Raw genomic sequence first — 15,341 nt, forward strand, 5'->3', positions numbered from 1 at the left:
CCTCACGGGCTCGTCTTCACGATAGGCCGCGGGCCCGCCCCGGGGACGCGGAATCAGATGCTTCCGTTCTCCGGGGCGGCGTGGTCACGGTCCGGGTGCGTGTGCCCGGCGTGCTGGTGGGTCGCGCCGATCGAATGCAGCAACTCGTGGACCGTCTCGTCCACGAGGCGGTACCGCACCATACGACCCTCACGCTCCGCCGCCACCCAGCCCTGGTTGCGCAGCAGGCGCAGCGCGTGGGACACCGCGGTGCCGGTCATCTCCAGGGCTGCGGCAAGGTCCGTGACACAGATGCCCGGTGCGTGGTGCAGGCACAGCAGCAAGCGCAGCCGGTTCACGTCGGACAACAGTTCGAAGCGGTGGGCCCACCGGTCGATGTCCGGCGTGTGCAGTGCCGCAACGGCGCGCTGCACGTCGGCGGGGTCGAACATTGCGCCGGACGTCATGGCTGAAGTCTACGAACCCGCGGGCCGTCGTAGTGCCCACACCCGTACCGCGGGTCCGGACGGGATACCCCCCTCGTCCCACGACACGGTCCTACAGTGGAAGGGTAGACCGTGGCCGTGCCGCACGCGCGGCGTCCGCCGCGCCACAGGGGGTGCCCCGATGATGGAGGAAACTTCGGTCCGCGATCTGCCTCGCGCGCTGGGGAACGAAAGCCTGACCCGTCGGCTGGCGGAGTGCCGGCCGGCGGTGTTCCTGGACTACGACGGAGTACTCACCCCGATCGTGCCGCGACCGGAGGACGCGGTGATCTCGGACGGCATGCGCACCGTGGTCCGGGAACTCGCGTCACGCTGCCCGGTATGCGTCGTCACCGGCCGGGACCGGGCGGTGGTGCAGCAGCTGATGGGTATCGACGACCTGGTGGTGGCCGGCAGCCACGGCTTCGACATCTGGACCCCGCAACGCGGCTCCGTCTCCGACGACCGCGTCGCCCGGTTCGCGGACCTCGTCGCGGCGGTGACCGACCGGCTCCGCACCGAGATCGGGGCGATCCCCGGGGCGCTGGTGGAGCCCAAACGGGCGTCGGTCGCCGTGCACTACCGGCTCGCCGAACCCGCCGACCGGAACCGGATCGCGACGGTCGTGCAGGGGCTGCTCGCCGAGTACCGCGGCGAGCTGAAGGTCACCCCGGGGAAGATGGTGTACGAGCTCGCGCCCGCCGTCGACTGGGACAAGGGCCGAGCCGTGCTGTACCTGATCGAGGTGCTCGACCTCGACTCCGCCGGCACCGTACCGGTGTACCTGGGCGACGACATCACCGACGAGGACGCCTTCCGGGCGCTGCGCGGACGTGGGATCGGCATCCTCGTCGGCCGGGCGGACGATCCGGAGATGGCAGGCCGGACCACGGCCGCCGAGTTCGTGCTCTCCTCCGTCGACGAGGTGGAGCGCTTTCTGACCGCACTGGCGCGGTGATCGCGGACCACGCCACGGGAGTCCGGGAGGGAACGTCGTGCAGGAGCCGAAGTTCGAGCTCGACTACGACCGGTTCGACAGCGCGTCGGAGGGACTGCGGGAGGCGCTGACCTCCACCGGGAACGGCTACTTCTGCACGCGCGGCACCGCCGAGTGGGAGGACATGAGCCCCATCCACTATCCCGGCACCTACGTGCACGGGATCTACAACCGCGAGACCACGATCATGGGCGGACGCCCGGTGCTCAACGAGGACCTGGTCAACGTGTCCAACTGGCTCGTCCTCAAGCTGCGCATCGAGGGCCAGGACGCGGTCCGGCTCGACAACGTCGACGTGCTGTCCTACCGGCACACCTACGACATCCGGCTCGCCACGGTGATGCGCGAGCTGCGGTTCCGGGACCGCTTCGGGCGGGAGACGACCCTGCGGAGCCGCCGCTTCGTGAGCATGGCCCACAGCCACCAGGCCGGGATCGAGTGGACGCTCGTCCCGGAGAACTGGTCGGGACAGATCGAGGTGGTCTCCGCGCTGGACGGTCGCGTCACGAACCAGATCGTCGCCCGCTACCGGCAGCTCGAAGGCCGCCATCTGGATCCGGTGTCCCCGCGCACGTTCGGCACCGAGACGATCGCCCTGCGGGTGCAGACCCGCCAGTCCGACATCTACGTCGCCGAGGCCGCACGCACCCGGGTCTTCCGCGGGGAAGGTTACGACGACGGACCCGTGGAGGTGGACCGCTCGCTGTACCAGATGGAGGACTACATCCAGCAGGTGCTCTGCTTCGATGTCGAGGAGGGCCGGCCGACACGCGTGGAGAAGATGGTCTCGTTGTTCACCTCCCGGGACAATGCGATCACCGAGGCGCTGGCCGCGTCCGGCCGGCACGTGCTGCGGTACCCCGACTTCGCCGCCGCGTACGCCGAGCACGAGGCGGCGTGGGACGAGCTGTGGGACATCTGCGACGTCCGGCTGCCCAGCGAGCCGCGCGCCCACCTGCTGCTGCGGCTCCACGTGGCGCACGTGCTGCAGGTCTGTTCCCGGCACACGGCGCGGCACGACGTCGGGGTGCCGGCGCGGGGCCTCAACGGGGAGGCCTACCGGGGGCACGTGTTCTGGGACGAGATGTACATCTACCCCTTCCTGAACCTGCGGATGCCGGAGGTGACCCGAAGCCTGCTGCTCTACCGGTACCGACGGTTGTCGGAGGCCCAGGCCGCGGCCGAGGAGGCCGGGTACCGCGGTGCGATGTTCCCCTGGCAGAGCGGCAGCGACGGCACCGAGGAGACCCAGGCCGTCCATCTCAATCCCCTTTCCGGACAGTGGGATCCAGACCTCAGCCGCAATCAGCGGCACGTCAACGCGGCGATCTTCTACAACGTGTGGCGCTTCCTGCAGGCGACCGACGACACGGAGTTCCTGGCCGACTACGGCGCCGAGCTCATGCTCGAGATCGCCCGCTTCTGGGCGTCGACCGCCCACTTCAACCCCGAGCGCGAACGCTACGAGATCCACGGCGTGATGGGGCCGGACGAGTTCCACGAGCGCCATCCCGGCGCGTCCGAGGACGGACTGCGCAACAACGCCTACACCAACGTCATGGTGGCCTGGATCATGGCGACGGTGCCGTCGGTGCTCGACTCGCTCTCGGCCAGCCGCCGCAGCGCCCTGCTCGCCCAGCTCGCGGTGACCGACGAGGAGCTGCACACGTGGGACGACATGAGCCGGCGGATGTTCGTGCCCTTCCACGAGGGGGTCATCAGCCAGTTCGAGGGCTACGACGAGCTCGAGGAGCTCGATTGGGAGCACTACCGTGCCGCCTACCCCAACATCCAGCGGCTCGATCGCATCCTCCGGGCGGAGGGCGAGGATCCGAACCGGTTCAAGATGGCCAAGCAGGCCGACACGGTGATGCTGTTCTTCCTGTTCGACGACGACGAGTTGCACGCGACGTTCGAGCGGCTGGGTTATCCGTACGACCAGGAATTGGCCCGGCGCACCATCGAGTACTACGACCAACGGACCTCGCACGGGTCGACGCTCAGCCACGTCACGTTCGCCGGCGTGCTCGCCGACATCCACCCGCCCAGTTCGTGGGAGCGCTTCATGGTGGCTCTCGAGAGCGACGTCAGTGACATCCAGGGCGGAACCACCAAGGAAGGCATCCACATGGGGGTCATGTCCGGCACGCTGGACCTGCTCCAGAGCAGCTTCGTCGGGGCCCGGGTCTACAAGGGCGTGCTGCTGTTCCGGCCCCGGCTGGTGGACCGGCTCGACGGCGTGTCCTTCTCGATCCGGTTCCGGGGCACGCCACTGCGGGTGCGCATCGTCGGCAACGAGTTGACGGTGCTCGCTCAGCCCGAAGGGTTCCACGGCCCCGTCCGGGTGGGTCTCGACGGCCAGGTGTGCGAACTCGGGGCCGGGGAGAGTTGTGTGTTCACCCTGCCGTCGCAGGAACCGTCGATGTCCTGAGCGCCGCAGGATCGCCGCGGCCGAATGTCACACGCATTCGATCCAATTGAACGCGTGTGACATTCGGCCGCCGGCTCCAGCGCCTTACGCCAGGGTGCGGCGCATCAGTTCGGCGACGCTCCGGTCGTACGCGACGAGCGTGACGATCTCGACCGCGGTCCGGGCGGCGGTGAGGGCGGTGACCGCCTGCCGGATCGCGTCTTCCTTCGGCCAGCCGTAGGCACCGGCGGAGATCAACGGGAACGCGACGGTCCGGGCGCCGAGGGTGTCGGCGACGGCAAGGCTGCGGGTGTACGCCGACCGCAGCAGGTGCGAGCGGTCCTCGTGAGGCGAGTAGATCGGCCCGACGGTGTGGATCACCCAGCGCGCCGGGAGCTTTCCTGCGGTGGTGGCCACCGCCGCGCCCACGTCCAGACCGTTGGGCAGCGTCGTCGCGCGCAGGGCCTTGCAGGCGGCGAGGATCTCCGGACCGCCGGCGTGATGGATGGCGCCGTCGACGCCGCCGCCGCCGAGGAGGGAGGACTTGGCGGCGTTGACGATCGCGTCGACGCGCTGGGTGGTGATGTCGCCGTGGACGACGTCGATGAGGGTCACGATTGCTCCTGGAGTTCGGTGGGGTGAGCGGAGACGGCGGCGCGGCGGTCGTATCCCTTCCGCGCGGCGTCCGTGGCCAGGTGGTTCAGGTCGTGCGCGGTGTGCCCGGGCCAGCCGTGCAGGATGCGCCGCCACCGATCGGGGACCGCCGAGGCTCCCCAGCGGGCGCCGAGCAGTCCGCCCGCGATGGCGGCGGTGGTGTCGGTGTCACCGCCGGCGCGGACCGCGGCCTCGAGGGCACGCTGCAGGTGCCCGGCGTCGGAATCGTCGGTGGTGCTGATCGCCCACCACGCGGTCTGCAGGGCGTGGACGGTCCATCCGTTGTTCGCGAAGTCGCCGGGCGTGCCGTGCTCGGCCCGGTCGAGCAGCGGAGCCCAGTAACCGGCGACGTCGGCGGGACAGACCTGCAGGTAGCCGCGGACACCGTCGAAGGTGCCGTGCAGGACGGCGTGGCGGATCGCATACGTCCACAGCCGGCAGGCCTGAACCGCCTGCGGGTCGTCGTGGGTCAGCAGCGCCACCTCCCCGGCGGCGGCGACGGCTGCGTCCGCGTCGCCCGAGCCGAGATAGGACAGGGCGACCGGGGCGGTCCGCATGAGGGCGCCGTTGCCGCCCTTGCGACCGGTCAGCGCGCGGGCGCGGGCCTGCATCGCCGCGGCGCCGGCGGGGCGATGCGAGAGCACGGCGCGGGTCTGGTTGCCGATGTCCTTCGGGCCGGAGTCGAACCACCGCACGAACTGCGCGGCCACCGCGTCGAGACCTGCTGCGCCGCCGAGGTCGACGCCGGTGGCCGCGACCTCGGCGACGGCGACGGCCATCGCGGTGTCGTCGGTCCACTCCCCCGGTTCCCAGCCGAACACGCCCCCGCCGATCATGTCGATCACCGCGTCGGCGGCGGGATGAGTGAACTCGTAGCCGGCACCGAGGGCGTCCCCCGCCGCCGTCGCGAGAAGCACCCCCACCGCCCGGTCACACTGCTGCGCCGTCAACGCCATTTCCCGCTCCCTCCGCCGACCATTTCGATCAAATCTGCGCTATCAATTTAGATCAAAATCACGCTAAAGTGCAACCGTGAGCGACTGGACGGACGGGGCGGGCCGGAAGCTGGCCGAGTACCCGCACCCCTCGACCGCGGTGGACATCGCCGTGCTGACCTACTCCGCCGGCGAACTTCGAGTGCTGGTGGTCGAGCACAGTCTCGGAGACCTGGCCCTGCCCGGCACCTTCCTCCACGAACGCGAACGCGCCGCCGACGCCGCCCGACGTGCACTGCGTGACAAGACGAGCCTCACCGGCATCCGGTTCCATCAGATCGGCGTGTTCGACGCTCCCGACCGGGACCCGCGCGGCTGGGTGATCTCGATCGCCCACGCCGTGGCGTTGCCTCGCAAGGACCTTCCGGGCGACGCCCACCTCGTGTGCGTGCGCGACGGAAAGGCCGAGCAGCCGTTGGCCTTCGACCATGCCGAGATGGTGGCGGCGGCCGTCGCGGATCTGCGAACCCGCTACGCGCAGCGCGTGGATCCCGACGGACTGCTCGGCGACGAGTTCACCGTCCTCGAGCTGAGGCGGTTGTACGAGGTGATATTCGGCGGTCCGCTGCAGAAGGATTCGTTCCGCCGCCACGTGGTCGACGCTCTCGTCAGCACCGGGCGCATGTCGAGTCCGGGCGCCGGCCGGCCGGCGGAACTGTTCCGCCGCAAGGACGGCGCGCGGTTGCCGGCTCAGGCAGCGGTGTTGTTCACCGGCTGATATGTCCGCGGTGCGGATTCAGAGGATCGGGTAGACGAAGTGTCCCGGCCCGCCGCCCGGCAGACTCGAACCCGTGACGTTCGGCAGATTGGCCGGCAGCCGGATCAGCTTGTGCGGCTGTCCGTTCTGATCGGCCTGCCAGCAGTCGGTGGTCACGCCGTGGAATCCGACGCAGACGATCCGGGTGCCGGTGCCGAACGGTGACGTGAGCCGATTCCGGTTCACCAGCGGATTCCAGTAGTCGAGGTCCGCCGGGGTGAGGAAGTCCTTGGTCTCGAACGGCACCATCGGTGTCGGATAGGACGGAATCTGGGGCCACTCGTCCTGGGCCGCTGCCGGACCGGACGCACCGAGGACGGCCGCGGCCGTCAGCAGCAGCGTGGCTCCCGCGCGCCGGGCATGGCGGCCGATACGGTTGCTCGTCATCTCGCCTCCTCGCGGAACTCGTCCGACCATGGAAGCACGTCGTCGTCGCCCGCGCCGGGCGCCACGCGGAGACGGACCGGTCAGCCGAGCCGCTTGTGGTAGACGACGACGTCGCACGGGACCGCGAGCAGCGGGACCAGTTCGGGGTACATGACCTCGGGCCCGTCCGTCCGCACCGGCACGTACCCCATTCGCGGATACCACTGCGACAGGAACACCTTCGACGGGTGCTCGAAGTCTCTCGGCTGGATGACCTCGAGCTGCATGATCTCGCTCCCGAGCCGTGCCGCGTGGGCCTCGGCGAATCGCACGAGGGCACGGCCGATGCCGGCGCCCCGCGCCTCCGGATCGGCAGCGAGCATCCCGAACTCGGCGACGCGGGCGTCGAGCTGCACCACCTTCACGCAGCCCACGATCCGGTCGCCGAGCGAGGCGACGAAGAGCCGGCCGGCACGGGCCAATTCGGCGATCTCACTCGCCGAGGTCCGGGTGGCTCCCTCCGGCCACATGCCTTCCTCAGCGACCGCATAGACAGCATTGACGAGGTCGGCGACCACCTTCGCCGTGTCGTCACTGCCGTCGGACGGGCGCACAAGGGGCCCGATGCTCAGCTCTCCGGAGTCCGTCAACGTCTTTCACCCGCTCCACTCGACGACCGCCGCCCGCAGCTGCTGGAGACCGGCGGTCCGGCTTGCCGGGACAAGCCTAGCGACCGGGACGACGCGACCGATCCGGCCCCCGGTGGGCGGCCGGGAAAAGCTCAGCCGGGCAGCGCGCCGACGGCGGGCCTCGACGCCCCGAACTTCGAGGCGAGTTCGCGCCGTGCGGCCCGGTCGCCGAGCCGCTCGAGGAACCGCCTCCCGGTGCGCGTGCGTGCGACCACTGTGGAGAAGACGACGTTCTTGACCACCACCGGCGGAACCGCCCATGCCGGGGTGACGGGCAGACCCAGCTCCCGCAGGCTCTGCGTGCCGAGGAAGTACCGGAGCATGCTCAGCAGGCGCTGCCGCTCGTACCGGCCGCGCACGTCGCCGAACCGGCCGTAGTCGAGGGTGCGCTGGCCCTCCACGAGGGCCCCGGACAGCGCGGCCCCCGCGGGTGTGACGTCGTCCTGCACCAACAGCACGTGGTAGTTGAACACGTGCTGCTCGCGTTCGGTGTCGAACAGCCAGTCCTCGTCGATGCCCATGAGCCATCCGACGTATTTCCACAGGTGCATCACCGCCCGGGACTCCTCACGGGTGACGAAGTAGCCGAGCGCCCGCATGCCGAGCAGCAGCGTGCCGTTGAACAGCCCCAGGGTTGCCGCCTGGTCGGTCTGGTTGATCGGCAGCCCCCAGCGTTCGATGTCCCATCGACCGTTGGTCTCGAACTGGTGGTTGATCAGCGCGTGCATGGCGCGCACGTGCACGGTGAGCTTGAATCCCTCACCGTCCCGGCGCATCCCACCGGGCTCGCCGACCGCCGTACCCCACTTCTGGGTTTCGCCGAGGCGTCGCATCGCGGTCGAACCGGTCAGGCCCCCGGTCTCGACCAGCAGATCCGGCGGCCCACCGAACCGGTAACCGCCGATGAGCGACAGCTGGAGCAGCACGTCGATGCGGCTGCGGCCCATCCGGCGGAAGGCCCGGGCACCCTTCTCCACCAGGTCGAAGTCCACCCATTCGGGGACGTGATCGACCACGGCGAAGAACCGTCGCAGTGCGTCCGGCGCGTCCGGCACCGCGTCGAGGCCGTGCTCGAGCGCCCGATGGAACTGCGCCATGGTCACCCGCTCGGCGTCCGTCCGGGGGCGGCGCATCGCGCGCACCAGGTCCGCGCCCACCTCGTCGCGGGCGACCATCCGGCGGCCGATCCGGTCGAGCAGTTCCTCGTCGACGGCACCGATCCGCGCGTAGGCACGCAGGGGCCGCCCGATGCGCTCGTTTCTGGGTCGGATGCCGACGTATCGGTGCGGGTAACGCACCGCCTGCGCGTCCTGTCGAATCTCCTGTGCCACCATGGGCCGATGCTTACACGAGCAATTACTCGCGTTCAATTCGCATCCGGACGGTGCCGGTGAGACCGGCGGAGCAGGGCCGGATGCGCCGCGTACCGCAGCAGCGCCGCTCGCAGGAGATGGTCGAACGCATCGTCGCCGCCGGCCGGGAGGTCCTGCTCGCCGACGGATACGAGGGCGCCTCCACCAATCGGATCGCCGCCGCGGCGGGCATCAGCCCCGGATCGCTGTACCAGTACTTCCCCGGCAAGGACGCCATCGTGACCGAAGTCGTCGACCGCTGGACCGAGGAGGTGCAAGCTCGCATTTCGCACGTGTTCACCGGTGCGCTCGACGCCCCCACCTGGACCGAATCGGTGCGAACCAACATGCGGGTGCTGCTCGAGGCACTCGGCGAGAACCCCCGCCTGCTGCGCGTGCTCATCGAGCAACTCCCCCGCACGCCGGACAGCCGGCTGGTCGCGTTCGAACACCGCATCGACGCGCTGCTGGCCATGTGGCTGCGCTTCAATCCCGGCCGGCGCCCGATCGAGCATCCCGAGGCCATCGCGTGGATGCTCGTCCGCACCGTCGAGAACGTCGCGGTCGGCTACGTGCTCGATCAGCCGCCCATCGAGCCGGACGTCATCGCGGACCAGCTGACGGCCATGATCACCGCCTATCTCAAGGAAATGCTGGACTGACACTCGACACCTCGCCCGCTTGTCGTCGACCGATCAGGCAGCTGAATGAAACCGGTCCGAGTTCGATGCGGTTCGATGTCCCTCGGGGTCAACACAGGAATCGTGCCCGGACCGGCGAAGTCGAGGTCGGATACGTGCAGGACACCGGTAGTCCCGTCGCGACGACGCCGGAATGTTCCGATCGGCGCCATGGCCACCAAGCCGAGGAGCTGCACGTGTCGGTGAGCACACTCGAGCGGTGGGTCGCCGGCTATCAGTCGGCAGGTGTTGCCGGCTCGGCCGATAGCCGCATCCACAGTCGGTATGCCGTTAATGTGGATCCACCGCGGGACGCGGCGTGCGTGCGGGTGCTGGACCGGCATGTCGCCGCGTCCACGCCGGCGCGCCGGTCACGGCTGCCACCTCGGGGCGTGCGACTCCGATGGTCGAGGACCGCAAGCTGCGCCTCGCCGGCGAACAGTACCGATTCGGAGGATATGAACCCGCGACCACACCGCTGCGCCCCAGTAGTTCGCTGAGTTCTTCTGCGAACTACTGGAGTTGCCGGCCGTATCATTCGAGGTAGTTTCCCAAGCATCCGAGAAGGTCGACAGGAGAGCACCATGGCGACCATCACCGGGGAGATCCTCATCCACCGGCCGGTTGAGGAAGTGTTCGACGTCGTCATAGACAAGCGCAACGAACCTGCCTACACCCCGCGGATGCTACGTGCGAACAAGCTCATCGATGGGCTGATCGGTGTCGGCACCCGCTTCCGCTGCACAGTGACGTCCCCGTCGCAGCCGCCGGTACCCGGGATGCCGAAGGCATCGTGGTGACCGGTGAGCAATCGGCCCCGCGGCCGCACCCCGCGCCCGCCCCGACGACCGCGTCAGCGATGCTGATCGATGAGTTCCTACCGCACTACGACTACTCCATCGCACACGCCGACATCGTCCGCGCCCACCCCCGATCGTGCTACCGCGCCGCGCGTCAGCTCGACCTGTTCCAGGCCCCGCTGATCCGGACGCTCATCGGTCTGCGCGCCCTCCCCCAACGCCTCATCGCGCACTGGACCGGCCCGGGAGTAGCTGCCGCCGCTGCACCGACCTTCCGGCTCACGGACATGACCGACCATGGCTGGGTTCTGCTCGCAGAAGCACCGAATCTCGAGATGGTCCTCGGCCAGATCGGTCGCCCGTGGGCGGCTGCCGACGCCTCGTCCGGTCCGAACGTCAGCCCGGATGGCTTCGCCACCTTCGAAGAGCCGGGCTTTGCCAAGATCGTGCTCAACCTCAGAGTCGCCCCATACGGCGCCGAGTCGTCGATTCTCACAGTAGAAACGCGCGTCGCCGTGACCGATGCGGAGAGCAGACGGCGGTTCGGCCGCTATTGGACCGTCGTCGGTCCCTTCAGCGGCCTGATCCGCCGGAGCGCCTTACGGCTGCTCGCCACCGAGCTGCGCAACTCCGATTCGAACGACCACACGAACAGTGCTGCCCGGCGCGTCGAACGGCTCGAGACACGCATCGAACACGTCGTCGACACCCGTTCGGTCGGGATCGGGGCATGGCTCATCCGACGGACCCGGGGCCGGATCGTGCGTCCGTGGCACCGCCGAGCGCTCATCCTCACCACCCGTGGGCGACGCTCCGGCCTGCCGCGCACGGTACTACTGCAGTACTTCCCGGACGGCCCAGACCTGATAGTCGTCGCAGCGAACAGCGGGCTGCCAACCCATCCGGGCTGGTATTTCAACCTCAAAGCCGACCCCCAGGCCCAGGTCGAGGTCGACGGCGAGACGAAACAGGTTCGCGCCGAAGAGCTGACACCCCAGCAGGCAGCCGCGTTCTGGCCGCGGATACTGCAGACCGCCCCCGACTATGCCAGGTATCTTCGCCGCACCGATCGCGTACTTCCGCTCCTGCGTCTCATCCAAACCGTCTAGCGCAAACCCGTAACTCGCCACCGTGGAGACCACCACCGCAGTGCAGAATTGCCGACGTCGTTGCATCGATCCGGCGGCAACAAGCCTGCCGACGACGGAGCTTCAGGGCAGGCGTCTACAGCCCGGCGATCCCGTTGCCGATCAGAAGCACGCCCAGAATCAGCAGGACCGCCGCCATGATCGCCGCGTGGTGCCGGGTCATCCACTCATCGGCCACGGCGAGCGCGCGATCAGCGCGGTCGGTGAACACGCCCCGAACCACGGCCGGGGCGGCCACGCCCAGGCTCGCCACGACCGTGAAGACAACCAGCGCCACGACCTGCTCGAGTACCCGCGCAGTCGCGTCCGCGATGACCGCTGCGCCCGCCGCGACCAGGGCGAGGTTCTTCGGATTCGCCGCCGCAAACAGAAACCCCAGACGCAGAGCCCGTCGAGCGGTCATGGTCTGTGCGGCCGCCATCCACCCTGGCACGGTGGACTCCTCTCCGGCCTGCGGCCGCGCCCGCCACTTCCGGACAGCCATCAGGACCAGCACGATCCCGAGCGCGAGTTTCACAGCACCGGCCCACCAGGTGGGCTCGTCGGCCAGCATGATCACATCCGCCACCGCGAGCACCACGGCGCCCACGACGAGCAGGCCCGCAACCCAGCCACCGACGAAGGCGTACGACACGCTCACCGGCCGCTTGGTGACCAGGAGCACCGACAGCATCACCATCGGCATCGCGGCCAGCAGCAGGCCGACCGCAATCGGTAGGGACTGCCCGATCGCGCCTGTCACGAGTCACTCCTCGGAGTACCGATCATCGACGAAGGGTAGTCGCCTCAGCTATCCGGTGGGGACGGCACAGGCACGCGATCTTCTCCGGTCCCTGTGGAAAGGGGGTTGTGCGCAGGTGCAGCCACCATGCCCGTACCGGGACGGCTGCCCTTCCAACGACGTATCGAGCACGCCTCGCCCTCGTTCGGCCATGCCTGCGCATCGGTTCGCCCATTCGGCGGTGCGCAGCGCTCAACCGGATCGCTACGACGCTCCGGTTGAGCGAACTATCCGCGGCGGGCGGTCGTTTCCCGTACCTGAATGCTGTAGGGCAGTAGTTCGTTTCGTGGGGGACTCTCGTCGCCGGTGATCCGTTGGATGAGCATGCGGGCGGCTCGTTGCCCCATCAGGTCCCGCGGCACCGTCACGGTGCTCAGCTGCAACGGGCCTGCGCTCGAGAAACTCATGTCGTCGAAACCGGTCAAGGCCACATCCTCGGGCACGCGCTTGCCGATTTCTCGGCAGACGTCGAGAACGCCGAGGGCGATCAGGTCGTTGCCGCAGACGATCGCATCGGTTTCGGGGTGTTCGGCGAACAGCGCCCGTGCGCGCAGCGCCCCGGAGGCGCGGGTGAGTTCGCCCCACAGGTCTGGTTCGTTGATCGCCTGCAGGCCTGCTTTGGTGAGGGCGTCGCGGTATCCCGCCATGCGGTTGACGGACACACTGGACGTGTCGGGACCGCCGAGGATCGCGACTTTGCGTCGGCCGGTGGCGACGGCGTGGGAAGCCATTTCGAACGAGGCGGAATAGTCGTCGATGCCGACCCAGTCGGAGGGCTCGTCCTCGACCTTGCGATAGAGCTGCACCACGGGGATGTTCTCGTGCCGGAGCTTGTCGAGGAGCGGCTTGTCGTCGGCGACGAGCGAGGTGAAGATCAGGCCGCTGCAGTTTCGATCGACCTGGGCCAGTGCGACATCGGCCTGGCGGGAGCCATCCACGCCGACATGGGAGACGAACACCTCGTAGCCTTCTTCGGCGGCGGCAGCGACCACACCGCCGGCGACCTCGGTGTAGAAGGGGTTGGCGATGTCGGCGAGGAGCAGTCCGATGGCTTTCGTGGTACCGGCGCGAAGCTCCCGGGCGATTCTGCTGGGCCGAAATCCCATTTCTTCGGCGATGGCGAGGATCCGTTGACGTCGCTCCTCGCTCACCCCCGGCGCCCCACTGAGCGCGTAGGAGACTGCTGCCGAGGACACCCCTGCCCGACGAGCGACATCGCTCATCGTCACTCGGCGAGGACGCCCTCCGCGGGGACGGTCCCCGCTCTGGGGGTGGGAGACATCAGCCATACCGAAAGCTTAGTCGGTTAAGCACTCGGCACAGGCCGGGACTTCCTGCCACAGCGTGCGCCCAGGTCCGACTGATTCGGTTAATCGGATTGACTTACCGGTATGGCGGACTCGAGTCGCCCCATACGAACGCGACGCCGCCCGCATATGACCAGGTGGACGCGTAATACCTCCCCGACATCTTTGGGGCTTGTGCGCTGAAACACAGGGCTGTACCGTAACTTATGCGATTAAGCGAAAGGAGAGCATCATGAGTTCCACCGTTGAGATGAGGGACGAGGCCGCGGTCGCGTACACGGGGCCCAAGCCGTATGGCATGAGTGACGACCTGATCGTTCCGGGTGCCCTGGACCTCGACTGCGACGAACGGCTGTGGGTCCCCCAGTCCCAGGACGTCGAATTCCGCCCGCTGGTGCTGTCGGCGAGCCAGGGCTACTTCGTGAACATCCTGCGAGTACGCCGCTCGGGAATCCTGTCCCGCCACCGGCACGCCGGCGCGGTGCACGCGTTCACCCTGCGCGGCCGTTGGCACTACCTCGAATACGACTGGTGGGCCGAAGAGGGCACCTACGCCTTCGAGCCGCCCGGCGACATCCACACCCTCGAGGTCCCCGAAGACGTGACCGAGATGGCCACCCTGTTCCACGTGAGCGGCGCCTACATCTACGTCGACGTCGACGGCAACACCGTCGGCATCGAGGACGTCTTCAGCAAGATCGACAAGGCCCGCGCCCACTACGAGACGGTCGGTCTCGGCGCCGACTACGTCGACCGCTTCATCCGCTGACGCCGCTCCGGCGGACACCGCCCGGCCTGGTGCAACCACACCGAGTGCTCTACGCACGCGGGGGCGGTGTCCGCCGGCATCTCACCCTCTTTCAGCCCTGAGCCCGCCCGCGGGCGAAAGTACAGGTTCCCCATGCGAGCTCTCACCAAGAAAAGTGCCATCCCCTGCGACGTCCGCGTGCAGAATTTGCCCAAGCCCGAACCGGGCCCGGGACAGGTGCGGGTTCGCACCGAGGCCTGCGGCCTGTGCGGCAGCGACGTGCACGCCTGGCGTCACGACACCGGCTATGAATGGATCCGCCCCCCGGTAGTGCTCGGACACGAGGCGGTCGGATGCGTCGAAGCTCTCGGTGATGGTGTCGACCCGAACTGGCTCGGCAAGCGAGTGGTGCCCGTGGCGATCGACGGCTGTGGGGTATGCACGCTGTGCGAGCGCGGCTTCCGCCAGATCTGTCCCCAACGCACTGTCCTCGGGCTGTCCTTCGACGGCGCCGCCGCCGAATCGTTCGTCGTCTCCGAGGTCCGCCTGGTCGAGGTGGACCGCGACCTGCCGGCGTCGACACTGGCCCTGACCGAACCACTCTCGGTCGCCTGCCGCGCTGTCGCGCACATCGAGAACGCCGGCGAGGGCCCCACCCAGGTGGTGGTCTCCGGACCCGGACCGATCGGCACGATGGCTGCTCTCGTCCTCGCCCAGCGAGGCCACGATGTCGTACTTTCAGGAGTCGACAACGACGAGAACGGGCGATTGCCGCTCGCCCGTTCCCTCGGTCTGCGCACCGTGATCGCCGGACGGGACGAGCTGCCGTTCACCCCCACCGCCTGGGTCGACGCCTCCGGTTCGACCGCGGCACTCGACGCCGCCATCGCTGCCGTCCTCCCCGGCAGCCCCATCTCCGTCGTCGGCCTGTTCGCCCGCACCGGAACGGTCGACTTCAACGCCGTCACCCGCAAGGAGATTCGCCTGCAAGGCAGCTACGGATCGACCAAGGTCGACTACCGGGCCGCTGCCACCGCCATGGCCGTCGACCCGACACCGTGGCCGCAGCTGGTGACCGAGATTCCCCTCACTGACGCGGCTTCGGCACTCGAACGTGCCGCGGCCGGCCACGACATGAAGGTCGTGCTCGTCCCATGACCACACCGGACCCCACCCCTGTCCCGAAAGGCCAC

16 protein-coding genes are annotated in these 15,341 nt (G+C 68.7%); 8 read left to right on the forward strand and 8 right to left on the reverse strand.

The genetic code is table 11. The features are described from left to right. Positions 1-53 precede the first annotated feature (53 nt). On the reverse strand, positions 54-446 hold the full coding sequence (locus JYA75_RS01645; RefSeq protein WP_029547178.1) for a metalloregulator ArsR/SmtB family transcription factor: 393 nt from the start codon (positions 444-446) through the stop codon (positions 54-56). Between the two features lie 160 nt (positions 447-606). Here JYA75_RS01645 and otsB point away from each other — a divergent pair, with 160 nt between their 5' ends. Both otsB and JYA75_RS01655 read left to right on the forward strand, forming a co-directional pair. Beyond that, complete coding sequence (gene otsB, locus JYA75_RS01650) at positions 607-1,422, forward strand: trehalose-phosphatase (RefSeq protein ID WP_006942003.1); 816 nt, start codon at positions 607-609, stop codon at positions 1,420-1,422. 37 nt (positions 1,423-1,459) lie between these two features. Next, on the forward strand, positions 1,460-3,892 hold the full coding sequence (locus JYA75_RS01655) for a glycosyl hydrolase family 65 protein (protein ID WP_006942004.1): 2,433 nt from the start codon (positions 1,460-1,462) through the stop codon (positions 3,890-3,892). Between the two features lie 84 nt (positions 3,893-3,976). Here JYA75_RS01655 and JYA75_RS01660 read toward each other — a convergent pair whose 3' ends face one another. Then, positions 3,977-4,486: an O-acetyl-ADP-ribose deacetylase gene (locus JYA75_RS01660; protein ID WP_168578999.1), complete on the reverse strand. Its 510-nt coding sequence runs from the start codon at positions 4,484-4,486 to the stop codon at positions 3,977-3,979. After that, positions 4,483-5,481, reverse strand: a complete 999-nt coding sequence (locus tag JYA75_RS01665) for an ADP-ribosylglycohydrolase family protein (RefSeq protein ID WP_072634143.1) — start codon at positions 5,479-5,481, stop codon at positions 4,483-4,485. The genes JYA75_RS01660 and JYA75_RS01665 overlap by 4 nt, the downstream gene beginning before the upstream one ends. 76 nt (positions 5,482-5,557) lie before the next feature. Here JYA75_RS01665 and JYA75_RS01670 point away from each other — a divergent pair, with 76 nt between their 5' ends. Beyond that, positions 5,558-6,238: an NUDIX hydrolase gene (locus tag JYA75_RS01670; RefSeq protein ID WP_203329619.1), complete on the forward strand. Its 681-nt coding sequence runs from the start codon at positions 5,558-5,560 to the stop codon at positions 6,236-6,238. A gap of 18 nt (positions 6,239-6,256) precedes the next feature. On the opposite strand, the gene JYA75_RS01675 is transcribed toward JYA75_RS01670, so the two are convergent. From JYA75_RS01675 to JYA75_RS01685, 3 genes are all read right to left on the reverse strand, one after another. Continuing rightward, positions 6,257-6,664: a hypothetical protein gene (locus tag JYA75_RS01675; protein WP_203329620.1), complete on the reverse strand. Its 408-nt coding sequence runs from the start codon at positions 6,662-6,664 to the stop codon at positions 6,257-6,259. A gap of 80 nt (positions 6,665-6,744) precedes the next feature. Then, positions 6,745-7,257: a GNAT family N-acetyltransferase gene (locus JYA75_RS01680; protein WP_203330139.1), complete on the reverse strand. Its 513-nt coding sequence runs from the start codon at positions 7,255-7,257 to the stop codon at positions 6,745-6,747. Between the two features lie 167 nt (positions 7,258-7,424). After that, positions 7,425-8,666, reverse strand: a complete 1,242-nt coding sequence (locus JYA75_RS01685; RefSeq protein WP_043802265.1) for an oxygenase MpaB family protein — start codon at positions 8,664-8,666, stop codon at positions 7,425-7,427. A 50-nt stretch (positions 8,667-8,716) separates the two neighbouring features. Between JYA75_RS01685 and JYA75_RS01690 the strand changes: the two genes are divergently transcribed. From JYA75_RS01690 to JYA75_RS01700, 3 genes are all read left to right on the forward strand, one after another. Next, positions 8,717-9,346 carry a TetR/AcrR family transcriptional regulator gene (locus tag JYA75_RS01690; protein WP_235194115.1) on the forward strand — a complete coding sequence of 210 codons (630 nt, stop codon included), beginning with the start codon at positions 8,717-8,719 and terminating at the stop codon, positions 9,344-9,346. A gap of 602 nt (positions 9,347-9,948) precedes the next feature. Further along, positions 9,949-10,164: a hypothetical protein gene (locus JYA75_RS01695; protein WP_006942019.1), complete on the forward strand. Its 216-nt coding sequence runs from the start codon at positions 9,949-9,951 to the stop codon at positions 10,162-10,164. After that, on the forward strand, positions 10,158-11,273 hold the full coding sequence (locus JYA75_RS01700) for a nitroreductase/quinone reductase family protein (protein WP_203329621.1): 1,116 nt from the start codon (positions 10,158-10,160) through the stop codon (positions 11,271-11,273). The genes JYA75_RS01695 and JYA75_RS01700 overlap by 7 nt, the downstream gene beginning before the upstream one ends. Positions 11,274-11,388: 115 nt before the next feature. On the opposite strand, the gene JYA75_RS01705 is transcribed toward JYA75_RS01700, so the two are convergent. Together JYA75_RS01705 and JYA75_RS01710 are read right to left on the reverse strand one after the other, a co-directional pair. After that, entirely contained in the window at positions 11,389-12,054 is a 666-nt protein-coding gene (locus JYA75_RS01705; protein ID WP_006942023.1) for a GAP family protein, read from the reverse strand. A gap of 266 nt (positions 12,055-12,320) precedes the next feature. Further along, entirely contained in the window at positions 12,321-13,382 is a 1,062-nt protein-coding gene (locus tag JYA75_RS01710) for a LacI family DNA-binding transcriptional regulator (RefSeq protein WP_050034490.1), read from the reverse strand. Positions 13,383-13,632: 250 nt separating this feature from the next. Here JYA75_RS01710 and JYA75_RS01715 point away from each other — a divergent pair, with 250 nt between their 5' ends. Beyond that, on the forward strand, positions 13,633-14,169 hold the full coding sequence (locus JYA75_RS01715) for a 2,4'-dihydroxyacetophenone dioxygenase family protein (RefSeq protein WP_006942026.1): 537 nt from the start codon (positions 13,633-13,635) through the stop codon (positions 14,167-14,169). A gap of 132 nt (positions 14,170-14,301) precedes the next feature. Further along, on the forward strand, positions 14,302-15,306 hold the full coding sequence (locus tag JYA75_RS01720; protein ID WP_065923109.1) for an alcohol dehydrogenase catalytic domain-containing protein: 1,005 nt from the start codon (positions 14,302-14,304) through the stop codon (positions 15,304-15,306). Positions 15,307-15,341 lie beyond the last annotated feature (35 nt).

Source organism: Rhodococcus sp. PSBB066, from assembly GCF_017068255.1.
Lineage (GTDB): Bacteria > Actinomycetota > Actinomycetes > Mycobacteriales > Mycobacteriaceae > Rhodococcus > Rhodococcus aetherivorans.

Coding starts and splice junctions, on each gene's coding strand:
- JYA75_RS01645 (WP_029547178.1), bottom strand. CDS start 446: ATGACGTCCGGCGCAATGTTCGACCCCGCCGACGTGCAGCGCGCCGTT.
- otsB (WP_006942003.1), top strand. CDS start 607: ATGATGGAGGAAACTTCGGTCCGCGATCTGCCTCGCGCGCTGGGGAAC.
- JYA75_RS01665 (WP_072634143.1), bottom strand. CDS start 5,481: ATGGCGTTGACGGCGCAGCAGTGTGACCGGGCGGTGGGGGTGCTTCTC.
- JYA75_RS01675 (WP_203329620.1), bottom strand. CDS start 6,664: ATGACGAGCAACCGTATCGGCCGCCATGCCCGGCGCGCGGGAGCCACG.
- JYA75_RS01685 (WP_043802265.1), bottom strand. CDS start 8,666: ATGGTGGCACAGGAGATTCGACAGGACGCGCAGGCGGTGCGTTACCCG.
- JYA75_RS01695 (WP_006942019.1), top strand. CDS start 9,949: ATGGCGACCATCACCGGGGAGATCCTCATCCACCGGCCGGTTGAGGAA.
- JYA75_RS01710 (WP_050034490.1), bottom strand. CDS start 13,382: ATGGCTGATGTCTCCCACCCCCAGAGCGGGGACCGTCCCCGCGGAGGG.
- JYA75_RS01715 (WP_006942026.1), top strand. CDS start 13,633: ATGAGTTCCACCGTTGAGATGAGGGACGAGGCCGCGGTCGCGTACACG.
- JYA75_RS01720 (WP_065923109.1), top strand. CDS start 14,302: ATGCGAGCTCTCACCAAGAAAAGTGCCATCCCCTGCGACGTCCGCGTG.